The sequence below is a fragment of the Trichococcus collinsii genome, assembly GCF_900107505.1.
Taxonomy (GTDB): domain Bacteria; phylum Bacillota; class Bacilli; order Lactobacillales; family Aerococcaceae; genus Trichococcus; species Trichococcus collinsii.
In genome coordinates, this window is the sequence record NZ_FNQH01000007.1 from 53,823 (window position 1) to 73,344 (window position 19,522).

16 protein-coding genes are annotated in these 19,522 nt (G+C 42.2%); 12 read left to right on the forward strand and 4 right to left on the reverse strand.

Features of this window, described 5'->3' with window-relative positions:
• Positions 1 to 12 precede the first annotated feature (12 nt).
• Positions 13 to 531, forward strand: coding sequence for a YacP-like NYN domain-containing protein (locus BLV66_RS12985; RefSeq protein ID WP_425445312.1), 519 nt, complete (start codon positions 13 to 15; stop codon positions 529 to 531).
• Positions 532 to 1,058: 527 nt separating this feature from the next.
• Complete coding sequence (locus BLV66_RS12995; RefSeq protein ID WP_086986628.1) at positions 1,059 to 1,370, forward strand: YbjQ family protein; 312 nt, start codon at positions 1,059 to 1,061, stop codon at positions 1,368 to 1,370.
• 133 nt (positions 1,371 to 1,503) lie between these two features.
• Here the strand turns inward: BLV66_RS12995 and BLV66_RS13000 are convergent, their stop codons facing one another.
• A complete protein-coding gene (locus tag BLV66_RS13000; RefSeq protein ID WP_086986629.1) occupies positions 1,504 to 2,718 on the reverse strand; it encodes an AraC family transcriptional regulator in 1,215 nt (404 codons plus the stop codon).
• Between the two features lie 174 nt (positions 2,719 to 2,892).
• Here BLV66_RS13000 and BLV66_RS13005 point away from each other — a divergent pair, with 174 nt between their 5' ends.
• From BLV66_RS13005 to BLV66_RS13030, 6 genes are all read left to right on the forward strand, one after another.
• Positions 2,893 to 4,632 (forward strand): glycoside hydrolase family 3 protein, encoded by a 1,740-nt coding sequence (locus BLV66_RS13005; RefSeq protein WP_176974274.1) that lies wholly within the window; start codon positions 2,893 to 2,895, stop codon positions 4,630 to 4,632.
• Between the two features lie 21 nt (positions 4,633 to 4,653).
• Entirely contained in the window at positions 4,654 to 6,156 is a 1,503-nt protein-coding gene (locus BLV66_RS13010; RefSeq protein ID WP_086986630.1) for a sugar ABC transporter ATP-binding protein, read from the forward strand.
• 34 nt (positions 6,157 to 6,190) lie between these two features.
• On the forward strand, positions 6,191 to 7,195 hold the full coding sequence (locus tag BLV66_RS13015) for an ABC transporter permease (protein ID WP_086986631.1): 1,005 nt from the start codon (positions 6,191 to 6,193) through the stop codon (positions 7,193 to 7,195).
• A 58-nt stretch (positions 7,196 to 7,253) separates the two neighbouring features.
• Complete coding sequence (locus BLV66_RS13020) at positions 7,254 to 8,420, forward strand: sugar ABC transporter substrate-binding protein (protein WP_176974275.1); 1,167 nt, start codon at positions 7,254 to 7,256, stop codon at positions 8,418 to 8,420.
• A gap of 45 nt (positions 8,421 to 8,465) precedes the next feature.
• On the forward strand, positions 8,466 to 9,461 hold the full coding sequence (locus tag BLV66_RS13025; protein WP_086986633.1) for an ABC transporter permease: 996 nt from the start codon (positions 8,466 to 8,468) through the stop codon (positions 9,459 to 9,461).
• Between the two features lie 122 nt (positions 9,462 to 9,583).
• The gene (locus BLV66_RS13030; protein WP_086986634.1) at positions 9,584 to 11,797 is read left to right on the forward strand and encodes a glycoside hydrolase family 2 protein; all 2,214 of its coding nucleotides are present in this window, start codon (positions 9,584 to 9,586) and stop codon (positions 11,795 to 11,797) included.
• Between the two features lie 119 nt (positions 11,798 to 11,916).
• On the opposite strand, the gene BLV66_RS13035 is transcribed toward BLV66_RS13030, so the two are convergent.
• The 3 genes from BLV66_RS13035 to BLV66_RS13050 form a co-directional block, all read right to left on the reverse strand.
• Positions 11,917 to 13,068 carry an MFS transporter gene (locus tag BLV66_RS13035; RefSeq protein WP_086986635.1) on the reverse strand — a complete coding sequence of 384 codons (1,152 nt, stop codon included), beginning with the start codon at positions 13,066 to 13,068 and terminating at the stop codon, positions 11,917 to 11,919.
• A 516-nt stretch (positions 13,069 to 13,584) separates the two neighbouring features.
• Complete coding sequence (locus BLV66_RS13045; RefSeq protein ID WP_086986637.1) at positions 13,585 to 14,439, reverse strand: aldo/keto reductase; 855 nt, start codon at positions 14,437 to 14,439, stop codon at positions 13,585 to 13,587.
• 161 nt (positions 14,440 to 14,600) lie between these two features.
• On the reverse strand, positions 14,601 to 14,987 hold the full coding sequence (locus BLV66_RS13050; RefSeq protein WP_176974276.1) for a nuclear transport factor 2 family protein: 387 nt from the start codon (positions 14,985 to 14,987) through the stop codon (positions 14,601 to 14,603).
• Positions 14,988 to 15,260: 273 nt separating this feature from the next.
• Between BLV66_RS13050 and BLV66_RS15630 the strand changes: the two genes are divergently transcribed.
• From BLV66_RS15630 to BLV66_RS13065, 4 genes are all read left to right on the forward strand, one after another.
• Positions 15,261 to 15,407, forward strand: coding sequence for a hypothetical protein (locus BLV66_RS15630; protein ID WP_176974277.1), 147 nt, complete (start codon positions 15,261 to 15,263; stop codon positions 15,405 to 15,407).
• Between the two features lie 635 nt (positions 15,408 to 16,042).
• Positions 16,043 to 16,648, forward strand: a complete 606-nt coding sequence (locus BLV66_RS13055; RefSeq protein ID WP_086986639.1) for a sigma-70 family RNA polymerase sigma factor — start codon at positions 16,043 to 16,045, stop codon at positions 16,646 to 16,648.
• Positions 16,649 to 16,785: 137 nt separating this feature from the next.
• Positions 16,786 to 17,373, forward strand: coding sequence for a Gx transporter family protein (locus tag BLV66_RS13060; RefSeq protein WP_086986640.1), 588 nt, complete (start codon positions 16,786 to 16,788; stop codon positions 17,371 to 17,373).
• A 225-nt stretch (positions 17,374 to 17,598) separates the two neighbouring features.
• Positions 17,599 to 19,476 (forward strand): NAD(P)/FAD-dependent oxidoreductase, encoded by a 1,878-nt coding sequence (locus BLV66_RS13065; RefSeq protein WP_086986641.1) that lies wholly within the window; start codon positions 17,599 to 17,601, stop codon positions 19,474 to 19,476.
• The last annotated feature ends 46 nt before the right edge of the window (positions 19,477 to 19,522 follow it).

Sequence of the window (19,522 nt, forward strand, 5' to 3'; positions counted from 1 at the left end):
GAGGTGATGGCCATGTTGAAGAAAGAAATCTTGATAGTGGATGGCTACAATATGATCGGCGCCTGGCCGGAACTGGTGAAGCTGAAGAACCAGGACCTCATCGAAGAGGCCAGGGATCAGCTGCTGCAGGCGCTATCCGATTATCAAAGCTATGAAGGGAATGAGGTCTGGTGCGTCTTCGACGCCCAATTCGTTCCCGGCATCACGAAAGAATACTCTAAATACCGCGTGAAGGTTATTTTTACCGCACAAGGGGAGGCTGCCGACACCTACATCGAAGGCGTCGTCAAAAAACTGCGCAATGTACTGACCGAAGTCTACGTCGCCACCAGCGACCTGGCCGAACAGCAGCTCGTCTTTTCGAAAGGCGCCCAGCGCATCTCAGCCATGGAACTCTACAAGGACATCAAGCGCTCCAAAAAAGCCTTGGAGGGCGAAAGCCGACGCTTCCGCGACCAACGCCAGCGCGGCACTTGGTCGGATGACCAGCTGGAGACCCTGCGGGAGATCTATAAAGATATGCTGAAGTAAAGACATCCTGATAGTGAACACAAATAAGAGGTCGTCTCGTTTAATTGCGAGGCAGCCTCTTATTTGTGGAATTGAGTTTACAATAGCGGCTCCGAAATCCGGCCTCAACTCCGGCCACAACGTGGGAAATTCTATTTAGCATAATCGTATGTATGGGAAAGGAAAAATTAGAAGTACGCATGCAGAATTACAGGAACTGCCGATGACACCCTGTAACAGAAGCGGCATATGTTGGATATGTTCGCTTTGGGTAAGGTATACTGTATAGAGGATTTAAATGATTTTTCGAAGATGCAGAAAGTGGGTAATGCTATTGAAAAAACAAACGAAAAAAATGATTGCCCCAATAGTGATTACAGTTTTAGTTATTTCCTATTTTATATTCTACATGTGGCTGGGACTGGCTAGTTCAGGGGACATCCCTTTGCTGATGAAAATACTACTGATCGTTGTCCCCAGCGGATTAATTGTGCTAATGGTGTACCTGTTAATCGAAAGAGTTAATGAAATCAAGGAGGATGATGACGATGATCTTAGTAAATACTGATTATATAAGCGGAAAAGAATTTGAAATGTTAGGACTAGTTAAGGGGAGTACGATTCAGTCCAAAAACTTAGGGCGCGATATTTCACAAGGACTTAAAACGCTAATTGGCGGAGAGCTCAAAGTCTATAACGAAATGATGAATGAGGCCAGGGCTATAGCAACAAAGCGGATGGTTGACGAAGCGACTGCATTAGAGGCGGATGCAGTTGTAAACATTCGGTATGCTTCCTCTGCAATCATGCAAGGCGCAGCTGAAGTAATCGCATATGGGACCGCTGTTAAATTCAAATAAAATGACACTGGAACACAAATAACAACTTTCATAAGAGCAAAAAGAAGAGGTCGTCTCATTTTCGAGGCGGCCTCTTCTTTGCGCTTATCGTAGGCTTTTTGAGCGGGAAATTCGCCATCCGCTCGAAAACAGGCTACTTGGCAATGTCCTTCCGATAGTCGCTAGGCGTTATGCCTCTCTCTTTTTTGAATACCTTCGTGAAGTAATTATAGTCAGGGATACCTACATATGCGGCGATATCTTGAATACTCATAGAACTGGAGTCAAGTAATTTTATGGCTTCATTGATGCGTAATTGGTTAATGTATCGAATCACAGTAGTTCCTACTTCTTTTTTGAACTGGCTGGAAATGTAGGGAGCTGATAAGTTGAATTTCTCTGAAATACTTTTCAGCGTCAATGGTAAATTCAGATTGAATTCAATATAATCCAATATTTTCCTAACGGATAGAGAGTAAGTATTTCTGGATTTATTTTGAACAAGCAAGCAATATTCCCGGATCATTTGTTCATATAATTTATGTAATGCACTTTCTGAGGTGGTAAGTTCAATCATATGGACAAACTTGCTGGATATTTCATGTAAGTATACAGGATGTATTTCATTTCCTTCGACAGCCTTACGAAATAAGGTATTTGCTGAAGTCAAGTGGGATTTTTGATCTCTGAGTGTGTTTTTTAGGCGAGGTTCAATAGGCGAACTCATGAATCGCTCTGCTTCCACTAATGCTTTTTCCCAATCCCCGTTACGGATATGGCTGAGAAGCTCTTTCTCTATCTTATAGCGATCGAATACAGCATCGAAATAAGCTTCAAAATTATCTTTAGGAGTATAAATATAATGATCTTTACTGGAAGGGGAAAAATCATGATAGTTGATAGAGAACGGAGTGATGTCCTCTTTATTAATATAGGAGACGATATTTGAAATGATTGAAATAAGATGTAAGTTATTGTCTATCTGAGGAATCCCGAACAGGAATCCTTTTATATTTTGGATATCTGCTGCAGTCAGGTGATTGTTTTCAGTGATTTCATGCCAATAATCATCATTAATCGGATTGTTGAAATAAGGACCTATGGCAACGATGTCCTGTTTATCCGCAAACGGAAAGAAAAAAATATAGCTAATTGAATAATTATCCGTTACAAAATAAAAAGTATTTTTTTCCATAGTCAACAGAAAGTCCTGCACTTGTCTGTACAATGTTTCAGAATCTTCGAGACTTTCTCGGAGAGATTGGTCAAAAGCAGATATATTAGGGTATGGAGCTATGAAATAATGAAAATTTAAATGCAGGGTATCCGAGAGAAGCTTTGTAATAAAATCGATCGTTGATGAATTCATTTTATTTCTCCTTAAAATCAAACTGTAACAGTAGTTTACTCCAGAATAGGGGATAAATAAACAAAAAAAGAAAATCACCTTAAAAACGTTCTAATTGAAACCGTTTTATTCTAATTGTATAGAAAATAACATGCTATAGTATGGGAAATAAATGAATAATAGGTGATTAGATAAATGATAACCAATCTTAAGGGAATGCCGTATAGGTTAGCGGATAAAGACATTGAGTGGGTAGAAGACACAATAAACAAGATGTCGATTGAAGAGAAAATTGGACAACTTTTTATTGTTCTAGGTAAAAGCAGTAATGAAGAATACATCAGAAACTTGGTGGAGAAATACCATATAGGGGGAGCTCGCTATACTGAAAGGGATCCTCTTAAAATCTTACATCAAAATCGAGCGTTCCAGAAGTACAGTAAAACGCCTATGTTTATTGCAGCGAATTGCGAGGATGGCGGCAGCAGTCTCTGTCAAAACGGCACGCAAGTGGCAACACAAGCGCAATGTGGAGCGACTGCTACTCTGGAAGCTTCGTATCAAATGGGAAATATCGGTGGCATAGAGGCCACAGCCTTGGGTTGCAATTGGACCTTTTCGCCAATCGTGGATATCCTCTTTAATTGGCGCAACACGATCGTGAATACCAGATCTTTTGGGAATGAAGCGGACCAAGTTTTGGAATTGGCCAAAGCAAATATCAAAGGCTTAAAAAACAGCAATATACTGGCAAGCGCGAAACATTTCCCGGGAGATGGCGTTGAAGAAAGAGATCAACACCTGGTAATGGGGATCAATGATCTGACATGTGAAGAATGGGATGCCAGTTTTGGCAAGGTGTATCAGTCACTTATAGAAGATGGACTTGAAACAATTATGATAGGCCACATTGCACTTCCTGCATACAGCAGAAAGTTACGTCCAGGCATCCTGGATGAAGAGATTATGCCAGCTACATTAGCGCCTGAAATCACAACTGATTTATTGAGAAAACAATTAGGTTTCCAAGGGCTTGTAGTAACCGACGCTTCTCATATGGGCGGCTTGTTGAGTGCTAAACCAAGAAATGAACAGCTTCCATATGCGATTGCAGCGGGATGCGACATGTTTTTGTTCATGCACGATGAAGAAGAGGATTTCCAATACATGCTGGATGGATATGAAAAAGGCATCATTTCTGAAGAGAGATTACAGGAAGCCCTTGAACATATCCTAGGGATGAAGGCAAAGCTAGGATTGCACAAAATGAAAGCGGAGTCTCTGGAAGAGGCGACGACGAAATTGACGCAAATCGGCAGTGCAGAGCACTTAGCGGTGGCAAAAGAAATTGCGGATGAAAGCATTACGCTTGTCAAGGATACACAAGGCTTGCTGCCGATCGATGTACGTGAGAAAAAAAGAGCCATGCTGTATTTTCTTGAAAGTGCCCCCGTTTCTTATGCTGACGGGACAGACAAAGCCAAGAAAATCGTGATTGAAGAACTGGAAAAAGCTGGATTTCAGGTTGACGTAAATGATTCGTTTTATGATCTTGAGCAAAGAGAACGCTCACCATTCAATAAATTTAAAATTATGACTATGCCCACAGTCGAATCTTTCAAAAAGCAATACGATGTCGTCTTTGTGTTTGTCCATATGAAAGGCTATGCCCAAGAAAATAATGTACGGGTGAAATATTCAGCGCCACATTCTAATGAATTACCTTGGTGGATCAACGAAGTTCCTACGGTTTGTGTTTCCTTAAGCTATACAAATCATCTATATGATTTACCCATGATGAAAACATTCATAAATGCTTATGGACCAACCAGAGCATGCATTCGAGCCACAGTCGAGAAGATAACGGGTCAGTCGGAATTTAAGGGCAAATTTAATGAAACCGTGTGGTGCAACAGCTGGGACACCAGATATTGATACAGAAAGGACGTTGCAGAAATGTCTAAACAAGGAAAAACATTGCTTGAAGTAAAAAATATGTTTAAAAGCTTTGGGCCTACGATTGCCTTAAAAGATGTAAATCTGACTATAAAAAGAGGCCAAATCCATGGTCTGGTCGGCGAAAACGGAAGCGGTAAGAGTACCGTGACCAGTATTGCATCCGGATTGCAGGATTGCGATAGCGGGGAAATGATTTACCTGGGGAAAGCATGGCATCCGGAAAGCATGATCCATGCACGGGAGCAAGGCATGAGCATGATCCTTCAGGAAGCAAATACGATCAGTGATGTAACCGTAGCAGAGAATCTCTTTGCTGGAAAAGAAGCGGAATTCACTAAAATGGGTATGGTATCCAAAAAGAAAATGGTTCAAGCAGCCGATGAACTCCTGCAAAAATTTGGGGTCGAACACATCAAGGGCGGTGACAACATAAACAGATACAGTTTTGAAGACCGAAAACTGATTGAAATCTGCCGTGCAGTAACGGATGAAACACAGCTGTTAGTTGTTGATGAAACAACTACAGCCTTAAGCCATATCGGGAGAGCATTGATCTACAAGCTCATCAACAAAATGGCGGCTGAAGGAAAAGCGGTCATATTCATCAGTCACGACATGGATGAAATCATTGAAGTTTGCAATATCTTGACAGTATTAAGGGATGGAAACATAATAGGGACGCTGAAAAAAGAAGAAATGGATCCCAAAAAGATCCGTTACATGATGGTAGGACGTGAGATTGGAGAAGCTTACTACAGAGAAGATTACGATCCATCCCACTCCGGTGAAGTTGTATTGGAATTTAAGAATGCATCCTTTAATGAAATAAAAAACTTTAATCTGAAATTGCATAAGGGGCAAATCTTAGGCCTGGGCGGATTATCAGGTAGCGGCATGCGGGATGTAGGGAGAGCGGCTTTTGGATTGGAACGACTGAAAGAAGGCTCAATCGAATGTAAAGGAAACCCCATCGAGGGCATTATGTCCGCGATCGACAACAACATGGGCTACATCTCAAAAAATCGCGATCGGGAAGCACTGATTGGAGAAGGCTCAATTCGAGACAACATCATTATGCCAAGCATTCGAGGGCTGTCCGGAAAGATGATGTATTTATCAAAAAAAGCATCCACAAAAGTGGCCCAGCACCAAATTGATGCTTTCAGCATAAAATGCAACAACGAGAACCAATACGTGTCAACGTTATCTGGCGGCAACAAGCAAAAGGTTTCCTTCGCAAAATGGATGGCAAAAGACAGCGACATCTTCATCATGGATTGCCCGACTCGCGGAGTAGATATTGGCGTTAAACAATTTATGTATCAATTGATCAGCCAAATGAAAGCGGATAACAAGGCGATATTGATGATCAGTGAAGAATTGCCGGAACTGATCGGAATGTGCGATCAGATAATTATTATGAAAGACAATGAAGTCAGCGCCAACATTACACGGGACAAGGATCTGAAACAGACAGACATCATTGAATACATCATTTAATGGCGTCTTTTGGGAATTACGAAAGGAGATAATTATGGAAAAACCAGCAAATAAATCGAGTGGAGAAAATCATATCGAATCGGCGGATTTTCTTGGTCTGATGAAAAAAATCAAAAAATGGGATTGGCTAAGTATTGTTCCTTACTTAGGCTTAGTATTGATCCTAATCGTTTTTAGCTTTACTTCCAATGGGAACCTATTTGGAGCTTATAACGTCAGCATTGTGGTGCAACAAACGGTCGCTTTGGCTATTGTTTGTTTGGGAGGGGTATTTGTATACTCAATGGGAAATTTAGACATCTCGATTGGAGCCACAATCGGTCTCTGCACACTGATTCAAGCGATTGTTTTAAATGCCACAGGAAATCTTTTCCTAGCGTTTATGGCCGCCTTACTCTTAGCGCTGTCTTTTGGATTAATAAATGGGGCGGTGAGTTCTTGGTTAGGTCTCCCTTCTGTCATCACTAGTTTGTTCCTGATGTTTATCGGAACAGGCGTTCAAACGATTATAACTCTACAAACCAATACAATCAGAACCAGCTTTGATTTTTCATTCTGGAAAAACATGTATGTTCAAATCGGAGCATTGGCAATCATGTTCTCTGTCGTGTATTACTTATTTAATTACACGCGTCTAGGAAAATATACGAGTAGTATTGGTGCAAACTTGGAATTTGCCAAGCAAAGTGGTGTGAATGTATTCAGAAACAAAATATACGCATATCTCATCATGGGATCTTGCGTAGCGATAGCTAGCCTGTTCATTTTAGCACGGTCGGGAAGCTCTTCCCGTGTCACGGGTGCAGGATATCATATGGATGTTATGGTTGCATTGATCCTCGGCGGAATGCCTTTGTCAGGAGGAATGAAGAGTAAAGTTAGTGCTGCTCTGATCGGTTCATTTTCCTATATTCTTTTGACAAATGGGCTTACTCTATCAGGTGTTGCTGCAAGTAATGTTCCGCTGGTAAAGGCATTGATTTTTGCTGTCATCGTGATCATAACCAGCCGCAAGAAAGGAGTCGTGTTACCTAGATAAGCTGCCTCTATTCAATTTTTGGAATGTTTCATAAAAAATATATCAGGAGATGATCAGGATGAAAAAAATGATAAAACTACTTATAAGTGCAACAGTGTTATTAGGCTTGGCAGCATGTGGTGGAGCAGGTGAACAACAAGGGTCTGACTCGACTGCGGCAGGCAACAGTACAGCTGAGGAAGCGTCATTTGATTATGCGGATGTAAAGATTGGCGTACTCGGTCATATGCAGAGCGGAGAGACGCTTGATGCATTGACCGTGTATATGGACGCTCTGTCAGAGGAAGTAGGTTTCTCATATGAGTATGTCGTAGGAAGCAGCTACGATGAGCAGACTAACATAACAGCCGTGCAGAATTTGATTGCATCTGGAGTGGACGGGATTGTTTTGGCGATAGACAGCGGAACACCGGCAATTTTGCAGGAGTGTGAGGCTGCAGGTGTATTTCTATCTGCATTCATCACAGACATGGATAGCAGTTTTGATGAGTTAAAGTCAAGTGACTATTATTTGGGAAATGTGAATGATGGTCTGTACGATACTTCCTCAATTGGAGAAAAAGCTGCCGAGTTAGTAATCAAAGATGGTAATACGAACGTAGGCATCGTAACATTCCCATTACTATACTTCCCACAAAAAAATGCGGCAATCCAAGCGTTTACGAAAACAATTGCAAGCCATAATGACACTGCGACCGAACCTATTGAAATCTATGAGACTCAGGAGTTAAGTTTTAGTACATTGGAAGATACATATTTTAATAATTATCCTGAACTAGACTCTATTTTCAGTTTAGCGAGTGGTTTTGTGCATCCTACGATGGTAAGCGCGGATAAGACAGATGTTGATTTGTATACCACGGGATTTAAAAAGGATGATTTAGACGCATTTGAAAATGGAGAAATGAGAATGATGACGTTATCGAATGTCGAAGCTGTAGCTCTTCCTGTTGCTATGATCCTTAATGCTGTGGCAGAGAAAACATTTGCTGATCAACCTGAAGAAGCAGAGCGTATCGATACTTCATTGGTTTTTGTAACCAACGATGAAGAGTTAACAGCTCTGGAGGAAAAATGTTTCTACTTCACCGCAGATATAGACCAAGCTTTCATTTCCCCAGAAGATTTCACGCAATATCTTACTACAAATAATCCGGATGCAAGTTATGAGGAGTTCAAAGAAGTACTTATGAATATGTCCATGGAAGACTTGATGGCCAAATGAGAATAGTAAGACTATTAGTCACAAGGAAATGCTGGGGTGAAATTTATGAACAGTAAAACAATGGTCAGGAATATATTGATAACAATATGCTTGCCCATTCTGATGTTCGTGGTTATGTACACTATCACGAAATCGAATGGGATAGACTATTATGGGCAAGCGGCCATGTGGAAAGCTATTTTCAGGAATTTGGGGATGGCTGTCACGATGGGCTGCGGGTTAGCAATGCAATTGCGTCATGGTAGATTTGATTTTTCGGGTGGGGCTACTATGGTGTTGGCTGGAATTCTAGGCGTCTATTATACGCAACAGTTTAATGGTGGACCGATGATGCTGCTGACACTATGTGTTGTTTTTTCAGTAATGATCAGTATGATTACTGCCACAGTCTATGTCACCTCAAAATTGCCAATTATCATTTGTACCATCATGTTAGCGTTAGTTTATGAAGCATTGACTCTTGTTCTTGCAGGAGGCAATGGTGTAAATATTATGGCGAATGTGGGCTTGAATATTTTTGGGAGAGAACCCTACACAATATATATTATGGTGTTCGCCATGATTTTGTACCAAATTATTCTATCGCTTACGCCTTTTGGGTATAGAGCAAAACTATTGAGACATGGTCAGCATGTCTCGGTAAACATTGGAATCAACGAGAGAAAAAATGTTATTACAGCCTATGTTTTTTCTGGTATTTTATTTGGACTCGCGGCAACTATCTTTGTATCTCAAAATAAAGTAGAAACATTATCCAATTTATCCTCTACAGGGATTTTGTTCAGTTACATAGCTTCTGTCTACATAGGGATGTTCCTGGGGAAACTTACCCTGGAGATTGTTGGACTTACCATTGGAGCATTAACTATCCAGTTGATGAATTATGGTTTGGGTGCAATGGGTTATGATAGCGGTGGCTGGAATAACATATTCTTCGGAATATTTATGATGACATTCTGGATCATAACCAGTAAGGCTGGTCAGATTGAGATTTTTCTATCGAACCTATCCAAGAAGAAAGAAATTGGACAGAAGACTTAATTTTTTAGCATAATACCAATCATAGGCCTGAGCATTACTCATTTTGTAGTATGCAAAGGCCTATAAGTATGTATAAATGAAGCGTATTTGAGTTATAAATTAAAAAGGTTGGAGGTTTACCAATGCGGAACACTTATTCATTAAATGAGGGCTGGATATTTAAAAAAAGAGATTTCAGCTTAGAAAAAATAACACCCAAATCTACATCGGAAGAGCGGATAAATTTACCTCATACATGGAACAATGAGGTAAATAATAACAGAGAAGAGTGTTCCTATCAGAGAACAATCACTCTCTCAGAAAATCATAGAGACGATAATCTGTATTTAGAATTTTTAGGTGCAAATAGTGTATGCAAAGTCTATTTGAATGACCTGTTTGTAGGAGAACATCGCGGGGGGTATTCGGCCTTTCGATTTGATATTACGGAATTGTATGATTGGGATAAGGAAAATGTAGTGACTGTGTTTGTGGATAATAGTCAAACGAAGGATGTGTCCCCTCTTAATGGAGACTTTACAATATACGGGGGCCTGTACAGACCTGTAAATCTGGTTTGCGTGGGTAAAGATCATTTCTCTTTAGATTTTTGGGGAACAGATGGAATCATCATCAGGAGTGAAGTCAAAGAGGACAAATCAGGTGTCGTCAATTTAGAAGTACATACAATCTGCGCATCAGGTGCTGTAGTAAACATAAAGATACTGGATGAAGGAGATCGTATCATTTATTCGGAAACGATACCGTCAGACCAAAAAAATGTTGCCATTGAGCTGGCTGAACCCATTCTTTGGGACGGGCAAGAAAGTCCATATTTATATACCTTAGAAGCAACCTTGCAGAAGAATGGAACGGCTGTCGATCAAATCAAGAAAACATTCGGCTTCAGAAGGTGCAGCTTAACCCCTGACCGAGGCTTCTTTTTGAATGATAACCACTTGCGGATAAATGGCGTTGCCAAACATCAAGATTTTGAAGATGTTGGGAATGCCGTTAAGAAAGAACACATCGAAAAAGATTTTGAGATCATAAGGGAGATTGGCGGAAATGCAATCCGGCTTTCTCATTATCAGCATAGTCAATTCGTTTATGATTTGTGCGATAAAGAAGGATATGTTGTTTGGGCTGAGATACCGATGATGTCTCTGCCTGAAAGGGAAGGCGTATTGGAGAATGCGGCCGACCAATTAACCGAGCTGATCCTACAAAACTGTCACCATCCTTCGATTTGTTTTTGGGGCATTCAAAATGAAATTGCCATGGACGGAGAATCCATTGCGATGTACCAAGCAGTAAATACTTTGAATGACCGTGTGCGGGAATTACTGCCCACTTCCTTAACGGCCAGTGCAAACATGAATGAAGTCAAAAACAACAGTCCATTAAACTTTATTACTGACATGGTGGGGTATAATTTATATTTTGGTTGGTATTATGACAGCATGCAAGACTTGAATGATTGGATTGAAAATTTCCACACAGAAAATCCGCAAATTTCGTTGGGTATTTCTGAATACGGGGCCGATTCTAATCTGGCTTTCCACTCTGATACTCCAAAAGTGAAGGACTACAGTGAAGAGTTTCAAGCAGTCTATCATGAACAAACCTATCCCATCATCAAGGCAAAGCCCTATATGTGGGGAAGTTTCGTTTGGAACCTGTTTGATTTTGGAAGTAGCGTCAGAAACGAAGGCGGCACGAAAGGGAAGAACTGTAAGGGGTTAGTCAGCTTTGATCGTAATACTAAGAAAGATGCCTTTTACTATTATAAAGCCAACTGGTCTCAGGAACCCTTTATTCATATTTGCGAAAAACGTTTTGTTAATAGAGCCAAAGATAGGATTGACATCAAGATATATTCGAATCTGAAACAAGTTTCTTTAATAATCAATGGAATAGCTATTGGAACCGTTGCGGGTGAGACCGTATTTTCATTTGAAAATGTACTTTTACAGCCAGGAGAGAACAAGGTTAGGGCATATTCCGACAGTTACGAAGACAGTGCAATCTTCAGGAAGGTTGACGCTCCAGATCAGTCTTACATTTTTGTAGATCCGAATCCTGAGATAAATGTCAAAAACTGGTTTACACAAGAACGCGGCGAAGTTGACCTTTTCCCGAGCAATGCTTATTCGGTCTTGGACACATTAGGTATTTTAATGGAAAATGAGGAAGCATGGAATGTCGTCAAAGAATCAGCACCAGACATTGCAGAACGATCTGTGCCTGGCGCGCCTGTTACATTGCTATGGGTTGCAAACAAGATGAAAAATTATTTCTCTGAAGAAGCGGTTAAAGAGATCAATAATAAATTGATAAAAATTACTAAAAGCTGACAGCGACCGTTTGCTTAAGGGATCTTTCAGGATAAAAAGGTAAGATAAAAGGCAGGAACTCACCTGGTTGCGGGGAGTTCCTGCCTTTTGCTTGTCCTTGCGATATTTTCAGACAAGACTCAGGAATATTTCTTCATCGAAACTAGTTGGATCAGGACAATCGCCAAGCTGGTCAGGAGGGCGACGAAGACGATGCTGTGGATGCCGCTGAGGTTGATGACGACGGCAGCCAGGCTAGCGCCGAACGCACCGCCCAATTGGATCAAGGAACCATTGATGCTGAGCATGAAGCTGGATTTGTTATCGGTCACTTGGGCGATGCCGGTGTTGAGCTGCAGACCGGTGAACCAGGCGCTCATCAGCCACACGATGATGAAGAGCACACTTAACCATTTCGATGGTTGGAAAACAAGGATCAGCAGCATTGCTGCCGTTTGGAGCACCGCCCCGAGCATCATTGATTTGGCGTATCCGATGGCATCCGATACGTGGCCACCGATCAGATTGCCCGTAAAACTGGCGAGGCCAAGCGCAACCAGTACCAGGCTCATCAGCGGTTCGATGGAAGGGAAAAGCAGCAACAAGTACGGGGTCGCATAGGTGTAGAATGCGTTGTACCCCATGAACATGATCAACGTATAGGCAAGCAGCAGCGACGTTTTCCCATCCTTAAAGAACTGCAGCTCTTTTTTCAGATCTAGCTTGGTGGCCTCGTGATCTGCTTTCGGCAAATACTTCAGAAAATAAGCAAGCGACAACAGCATCATGCCGTTCAGTATCCAAAAAATGCTGCGCCAGTCCAGAACGGCGGACAAGACCCGCGTCAGCGGAATGCCGATGACAAGCGCCAAGGAACTCCCCATGATATAGAAAGCCAAGGAACGTCCTTGCCTATCTTTGGGGGAAAGCGCCAAGACCGTCGAAATGGCCAACACGCCATAGCTATTGGCGGAAATCCCCATCAGGAACCGGACGATGAGCAGCTGCAAAAAGTTTTGGGCATAGATGAGCGCGAATGTCATCAAAATCGTTATCAACAGCATCAACTTCAGCATCTTGCTTCGTTCTATCTTCCTGAACAAAATCAAGGTTATGGGCACCCCGAATGCAGCCCCATAGGAATACATCGTGTTCAACAGACCGGACTCGGCCACCGTAATGCCCAACGAAAGGGCGACCTTGTCCAAAATGCCGCTGAACACAAAAGCGGTCATGGCAAGCACAAAGCTCATCACGCTGAAGACCAGCAAAGTAAGATTTATTTTTTTCATATCATTCTCCTTTATAAGAGTGATTTTTTACGTTGATTAAAGGGGTATCTGAATTTTTCGGATGCGCATTTATTATCTACACTCTTTTCGTTAGCGGTTACATGATTAGGCATGTACGATTTTGTAATGCCAACTTTCTTCACACAGAATCCGAACCTCAATGTATTATACATGTTAACCTTAACTTTAAGTCAAGCCTTAATAAAATCAATGGGAAAACAGATAAGAACATTACATATTACTTTGATGAAGGCCAGTAGGGATGTAAAAGATGAGTTCCAAGTAACCAAAGTATTGCTGAACACAGGGCCTTATGCATATACGAGAGAATCAGATGGGGTTGATGTGATTCCGATTGAGATGTTGGGCGTTTGAATATTCCGGCAGAAAAACATGCATTGCTTATAGTGAAACAGAAATCAAAAAAGACACGGACGCGTGTCTTTTTTGATTCCTATTTTTGCAATTGTAATGCTTATACATCTTTGTGCTTAGCGTCCCATCTGGCGCATCCGCTTACGCTTGCTTATCGTAGTTCATGCGTGCCAGTAAAAACAGACGGTGCATCCATTTCGGCAGATTGAAGAAGCGTTTGCCTTTGTCGAGTTGGGAGATTTGCTCCAATTCAGCTGCTGTCAGTTCAAAATCAAAAATATCCAGATTACTGTCTATGTGAGCTGGATTTTTCGAACCTGGAATGACAATATTTCCTGTTTGAACATGCCAATGCAAGATGATCTGTACAACGGATTTATTGTATTTACTTGCCAATTCTGTAAAGCTTGGTTCGGCAAGCAAGTGTTTGTCAGCTGAACCAAGTGGATACCAAGCTTCAAGCGCAATATTATCCTTAGCAAGTTGTGCTTTTAAATCTTTTTGTTGGAAATAAGGGTGGCATTCCACCTGCACAACAGCAGGTTTGATGGTTCCTTCAGCCAGCACCTTATCCAATTCAGGTCCGGTAAAGTTAGAAAGACCAATAGCCTTAATCTTTCCAGTTTTTACAGCCTCTTCCATAGCTTTCCAAGCGCCTAGATAATCGCCTACTGGTTGATGTAAAAGCATGAGATCAAGGTAATCGACACCTAAACGGTTCAGGGTATCCTCAATTGCTTGCTCGGCTTTTTCATATTTATATTCTGTCGGCCAGATTTTGGAGGTCAGGAAAATTTCACTTCGATTGATGCCTGATTTTTTGATAGCACGACCAACAGCTTTTTCATTCATGTAAATATTTGCCGTATCAATCAATTGATACCCGTTTCTCAAGGCATGTTCCACGGAATATTCTGCATCTGTTGGACTGATCCGATACGTTCCGATCCCAAGGCTTGGAATAATCTCATTATTATTTAAAGTTGTATATCTCATTGTTTCCTCCTTATTTAGTAAAAGCGCCGCTATTTTTCAAAAAAAACGGAAGCATATTGTAAATGTATTCTTGAAAGTAAAAATTGGTCTTTTGCGCATCTCCTCCACATAGTTTAACACTTTCGCAGTAACGAACAGCATCGTAAGCCTATCCGAGTTCCTCACATTTTGTAGGTATCGAAATCAGTTGCTATCCGGGTGAAGGTCTCGGCGGCTAATTTCCAGCCTCCAGCAGTCTTTGTGAAGACTTCCGAGAGGATAAAAGGATTTTGTACTTCATTTCCCCCGATTACTGCCGTTAAGATCAGTTTTTTGAAAATAATGGCGGTGCTGCCGTAGTCCTCAACGTATTCCTCTGCAATATCAACCGCTTTGAAAATAAAGATTTTGTCATTAAATACTTCGAGTTCCCCTGCCTTATCAAAAGTGATGCCCATATGAACAAAGCGTGCGTTGTCAGCAATGAATCCTGCAACTGCGGTCATATCATTTGCTAGCTTTGCATCCCAAATTTGTGCGGAAATGCGTTGAACATCGTATGTTGTCAAAATCATTCTCCCCTATCATTAATAAGTTTAATCAGAAATCAAGAGTAGCATTCATTCTTGATCGTGATGATAAACCTATTCTAAACCGTGGAGTCAGGACCATAGCAAGTATTTTAATTGTTATTATATTTCTTACCCTGAGAGTGGTTATACATTCAACCCGCTCTCCGTCTTTATAAGTAGAGACTCAGATAGCGATTCACCTTTACGGTGTCATCGGTAAGGTCTAAGCACATAAATGGGAAGTAGGGTGAATGATGAATAAGACGGAAAATGAAATATATGGGAAGGGATCGATTCCAGAAGCACAAGAAACAATTGGTTGAAAGAGGGTATCTGACGATCAGAAAAGATGCGTCGGTAAACGGCAGATACAGCACGAATGTATATGTGATCCAGGAACGGGTTGTCAAGGGATAACTCAGAACGGAAAATCAAACATAAGAAGGACTGACCTAAACCGAAAATGGTTTAAGGCAGTCCTTTTTGCGTAGCGATTGGAGTCTAATGACAAGGTTTTTGCATAACCAGAGAAATAATTATGGAGTTATCGGATAACTCCATAATTAAAATACAAAATCATCATAGAACAGAAGAAATTCTACATCCAGAATACCGAAACCGGCTTCGGTATGGCTCTCGTCCTGCGTGTCGTGAATCTGTTGAAAGGCGCTATCACTGTTGGAAGCACGTTGGGGAAGGGACGAAAATGATGGCGGAGCTGCTGAGGGGATAGAAGCCTTCGAAGAGGATTAGTATATTTGGGTAACTAACCAAGAGAGTTTTCAGTCAATCCCGCTACTATAATAGTTATTTGAGTGAAAACCTAGGGGCGTTATTTAATCCCAATTGCCTCTTAAAGCTGGTAAATAAGGCTTATCACGATGAGCGTCTACTATTGTATCCAGAATTTAGATCCAGGAAAAGTTTAGTGAATAAAAAATCAAACTAATGTTTGACAGCGCTTTCTTTATCAGTATAATAGGTGTTAGGTAATATATCATATATCCAGAGATATATGATATATTGCCAATAAAATCTTGGGGGATTAAATAATGAATGAAGAAATGGAACTATCGGAACACAGCCCTGAACAGTTGGTGGCGCTGATCCAACAAGGGCACCCTATGTACTTTGAAGAACTCTTCTATAGGTTTTTACCACTAGTTAAAAAGTTCAACAAAGCTTATTACCTACGTTCTTTGGAACAAGAGGATTTTTGGCAAGAGGCCCGCATGGTGCTGCATAAGGCAATTCAGTCTTATGTTCCCGAGAAAGGCTTGCAGTTTGCGAGTTTCTACAAATTAACCCTGAAGCACCACATTTTTAGCTTGATCAGGAAAGAAAGCGCCGTTAAGCGAAAGATTGATAAAGGCGCTGTGTCGTTGGATGCAATCCTGGAAAATCAATACAGCAACCATACGGAATATTCCTTTGAGGGTGTCGTTTCCATGCACTTCTCTCCTGAAGAAATCGTTATGGTGAAAGAAAGTGCCTCGGGTTACTTTGAGATTTTGTCTGATTTCGAACAAGCTGTGTTCATTCATTTCATCAACGGTTCCTCTTTCCAAACAATTGCTGAAGAGTTGAATTGCGAAGTGACTTCTATTAAGAACGCCTATGATCGTTGCCACCGAAAAATGAAACGTTTGTTAGATTGATATCCGAATAATGCCTCGCCGGAAAAACTTTCCGGCGGGGTATTTTTTCTTTTCCCGAAATACATGTCCGAAGTTCATTTCTTTGGCTCAATTGTGCTACACTTTAGGTACGAATTTTAATAAGCAAGGACAAACTTATGAATAAAAATAAACGGTTGATCTATATTTCATTATTGGCTGCGCAGGGGGTGGTCATCACGATGCTGGAGCGGGCGATTCCGTTTCCGTTCGCGTTTGCGCCGGGTGCGAAGCTGGGTTTGGCGAACATCATTACGTTGTTGGCAATCTTTACGCTACCGTATAAGGACAGTCTGAAGGTCGTGTGGATGCGGCTGTTAATCTCGACATTGTTGGGCGGGACGTTATCGACCTTCCTGTACAGTTTTGCGGGGGCTTTTTTGAGTTATGGCGGGATGCTTTTGGTCCGACTTTTGGGTCCGAAGCGGGTCAGCATGATCGGCATCAGTGCTGCCGGCGGGATTTTGCATAATGTCGGCCAGTTGGCGATGGCGAGCCTGATTGCGCAATCCTTCAGCGTGATGCTCTACTTGCCGATTCTTTCCATTACCGGCATCTTCTCGGGAATCGCGGTCGGTGTGGCAGCGAATTACTTGTTGGAGCACGTTTCGACGATTCGTCAGTTCCAATTGGAGGAGTCCGCTAAAAGTAAATTGACGAAAGCGTGGTATGAGGCTTCATTGGTCTACCGGGATAAGAAAGGCTAGTGGTTTATTGCGGTAACCTCTCCAATGCGAAAGGTTTTAAGCCGACCCGTGAGGAAGAAAACAAGGTGAAAAATATGAAAAAATGCTCATACAGAAACTTTTCCTGCTACTTCCACTTTTTGCATGGACAATTATTCACAAATACACTATACTTATAAATGTGGTTATTTTAAATAAGTGAATGAGCGCTGCGAGGCGCTGGACATAGAAAAAGGAGACTGCCAAATGAGCAAAAAGAATATTGTGGTTGTGGGAGCAGGTTTCGCCGGTGTGGCTGCCGCTAAGAAATTATCCCGACATTTCAAGAAAAATCCGGATGTCTTGATCACCTTGATCGACAAACATTCCTACCAGACATATATGACCGAATTGCATGAGGTGGCAGCGGGACGTGTGCAGCCCGACGCTATCCAATACGATCTGCAACGTCTGTTCAGCCGTAACAGAAACGTAGATATCATTACGGATGAAGTGACCCATGTGGACCGTGAAGCGAAAGTGGTCACGACAAGCAGCCACAGCTTCAACTATGACTACCTGATCCTGGCAATGGGTGGCGAGCCGAATACGTTCAACGTACCGGGCGTCGATGAGAATGGTTTCACGATGTGGTCATGGGAAGATGCTAACAAAATTCGCCGTCATATCCAGGATACAGTCGAAGCAGCCTCAAATGAACACAATGATGAAAAACGCAAAGCAATGTTGACTGCTGTAGTCAGTGGAGCAGGTTTTACCGGTGTGGAACTTGTCGGCGACTTGATGGAATGGAAAGACCAACTGGCTAGGGCCAACAAATTGGATCCCGCTGAATTCAGCCTTTATCTGGTTGAAGCTGCGCCCCAGATTCTGGGTGTCGTTACCGAAAAGGAACAACAAAAAGCTGAGAAATACATGCGCAAGCAAGGTATCCAGATCATCAAAGGCAATGGCGTCGCGAACGTTCAAAAGGATAGCGTTGAGTTGTCAGATGGAACGGTCATACCGACACATACACTGATTTGGACGGCAGGGGTAAAAGCCAACACGGATGCAGCAGCTTACGGCATCGAGCAAGCAAGAGCGGGCCGTTTGGTAGCCAATAAATACATGGAAGCGAAAGATTCCGAAGGCGTCTATCTGGCAGGGGACTTGGTCTACTACGAAGAGCCTGACAAAAACAACGCGCCAGTACCGCAGATTGTGCAATCCGCAGAACAAACGGGACACACAGCGGCCGCCAACATCATCGCTTCTATCGAAGGCACAGAGAAGACGGAACACAAAGGCACGTATCAAGGATTCATGATTTCGATCGGTTCCCGTTATGGCGTTGCCTACTTGATGGACAAAATCCATTTGAGCGGCTTCATAGCAATGTTGGTGAAACACATGGTGAACTTGTTCTACTTCATGACGATTGGTTCAGGTTATTATTTCGTGCAATACATTTATCATGAATTCTTCCATATCAAAGAAAAACGCAACATCTTCCGTGGTCACTTGTCCCGTTTGGGTAATGTGCTTTGGGCACTGCCATTGCGTGTCTTCTACGGCAGTATGTGGACATGGGAAGCACTCAAGAAGATTTTCGGGCTGTACGGTACGACTTCTTGGTTCGGCGATGAAGTTGTCCTGCCTTTTGCATGGCTGAAGGAAGCGACAACCGGCGCATCCGAAGCGGTAACCGACACGGCTGCTGCTGTCAGCCATCCGGTATTCGGTTTGAGCTATGCGTATGGTGAAGAACCGATGATGATCTTCAAAGAAGCGCCTGAGTGGTTCAACAGCATCATGCAAGTCATGATCCCGAATCCGGAAATGGCTTTGTTCTTCCAGAAATTCATGACGATCGTCGAGTTGCTGATCGGTTTGGCGATCATCGCGGGCTTGTTCACTTTCCTGGCGAATGCCGCAACGATCGCTTTGGTGATCTCGTTCTCCTTATCCGGTATGTTCTACTGGGTGAATATGTGGTTCATTCCGGTGGCCATCTCCTTGATGAACGGTTCAGGCAGAGCCTTCGGGTTGGACTACTATGTGATTCCGTGGATCCAGAAGAAACTTGACAACTGGTGGTATGGTAAGACAAAATCAATCTATAGACCGGGTGTCGGTCAATAATAACGATCTAACAGGGTTAAGGTGGGGAGACTTGCCTTAGCCCTTT

Bases quoted from the DNA above. Each gene is read 5' to 3' on its own strand.
- BLV66_RS12985 (WP_425445312.1), top strand. From the start codon at position 13: ATGTTGAAGAAAGAAATCTTGATAGTGGATGGCTACAATATGATCGGC.
- BLV66_RS12995 (WP_086986628.1), top strand. From the start codon at position 1,059: ATGATCTTAGTAAATACTGATTATATAAGCGGAAAAGAATTTGAAATG.
- BLV66_RS13000 (WP_086986629.1), bottom strand. From the start codon at position 2,718: ATGAATTCATCAACGATCGATTTTATTACAAAGCTTCTCTCGGATACC.
- BLV66_RS13005 (WP_176974274.1), top strand. From the start codon at position 2,893: ATGATAACCAATCTTAAGGGAATGCCGTATAGGTTAGCGGATAAAGAC.
- BLV66_RS13010 (WP_086986630.1), top strand. From the start codon at position 4,654: ATGTCTAAACAAGGAAAAACATTGCTTGAAGTAAAAAATATGTTTAAA.
- BLV66_RS13015 (WP_086986631.1), top strand. From the start codon at position 6,191: ATGGAAAAACCAGCAAATAAATCGAGTGGAGAAAATCATATCGAATCG.
- BLV66_RS13020 (WP_176974275.1), top strand. From the start codon at position 7,254: ATGAAAAAAATGATAAAACTACTTATAAGTGCAACAGTGTTATTAGGC.
- BLV66_RS13025 (WP_086986633.1), top strand. From the start codon at position 8,466: ATGAACAGTAAAACAATGGTCAGGAATATATTGATAACAATATGCTTG.
- BLV66_RS13030 (WP_086986634.1), top strand. From the start codon at position 9,584: ATGCGGAACACTTATTCATTAAATGAGGGCTGGATATTTAAAAAAAGA.
- BLV66_RS13035 (WP_086986635.1), bottom strand. From the start codon at position 13,068: ATGAAAAAAATAAATCTTACTTTGCTGGTCTTCAGCGTGATGAGCTTT.
- BLV66_RS13045 (WP_086986637.1), bottom strand. From the start codon at position 14,439: ATGAGATATACAACTTTAAATAATAATGAGATTATTCCAAGCCTTGGG.
- BLV66_RS15630 (WP_176974277.1), top strand. From the start codon at position 15,261: ATGAAATATATGGGAAGGGATCGATTCCAGAAGCACAAGAAACAATTG.
- BLV66_RS13055 (WP_086986639.1), top strand. From the start codon at position 16,043: ATGAATGAAGAAATGGAACTATCGGAACACAGCCCTGAACAGTTGGTG.
- BLV66_RS13060 (WP_086986640.1), top strand. From the start codon at position 16,786: ATGAATAAAAATAAACGGTTGATCTATATTTCATTATTGGCTGCGCAG.
- BLV66_RS13065 (WP_086986641.1), top strand. From the start codon at position 17,599: ATGAGCAAAAAGAATATTGTGGTTGTGGGAGCAGGTTTCGCCGGTGTG.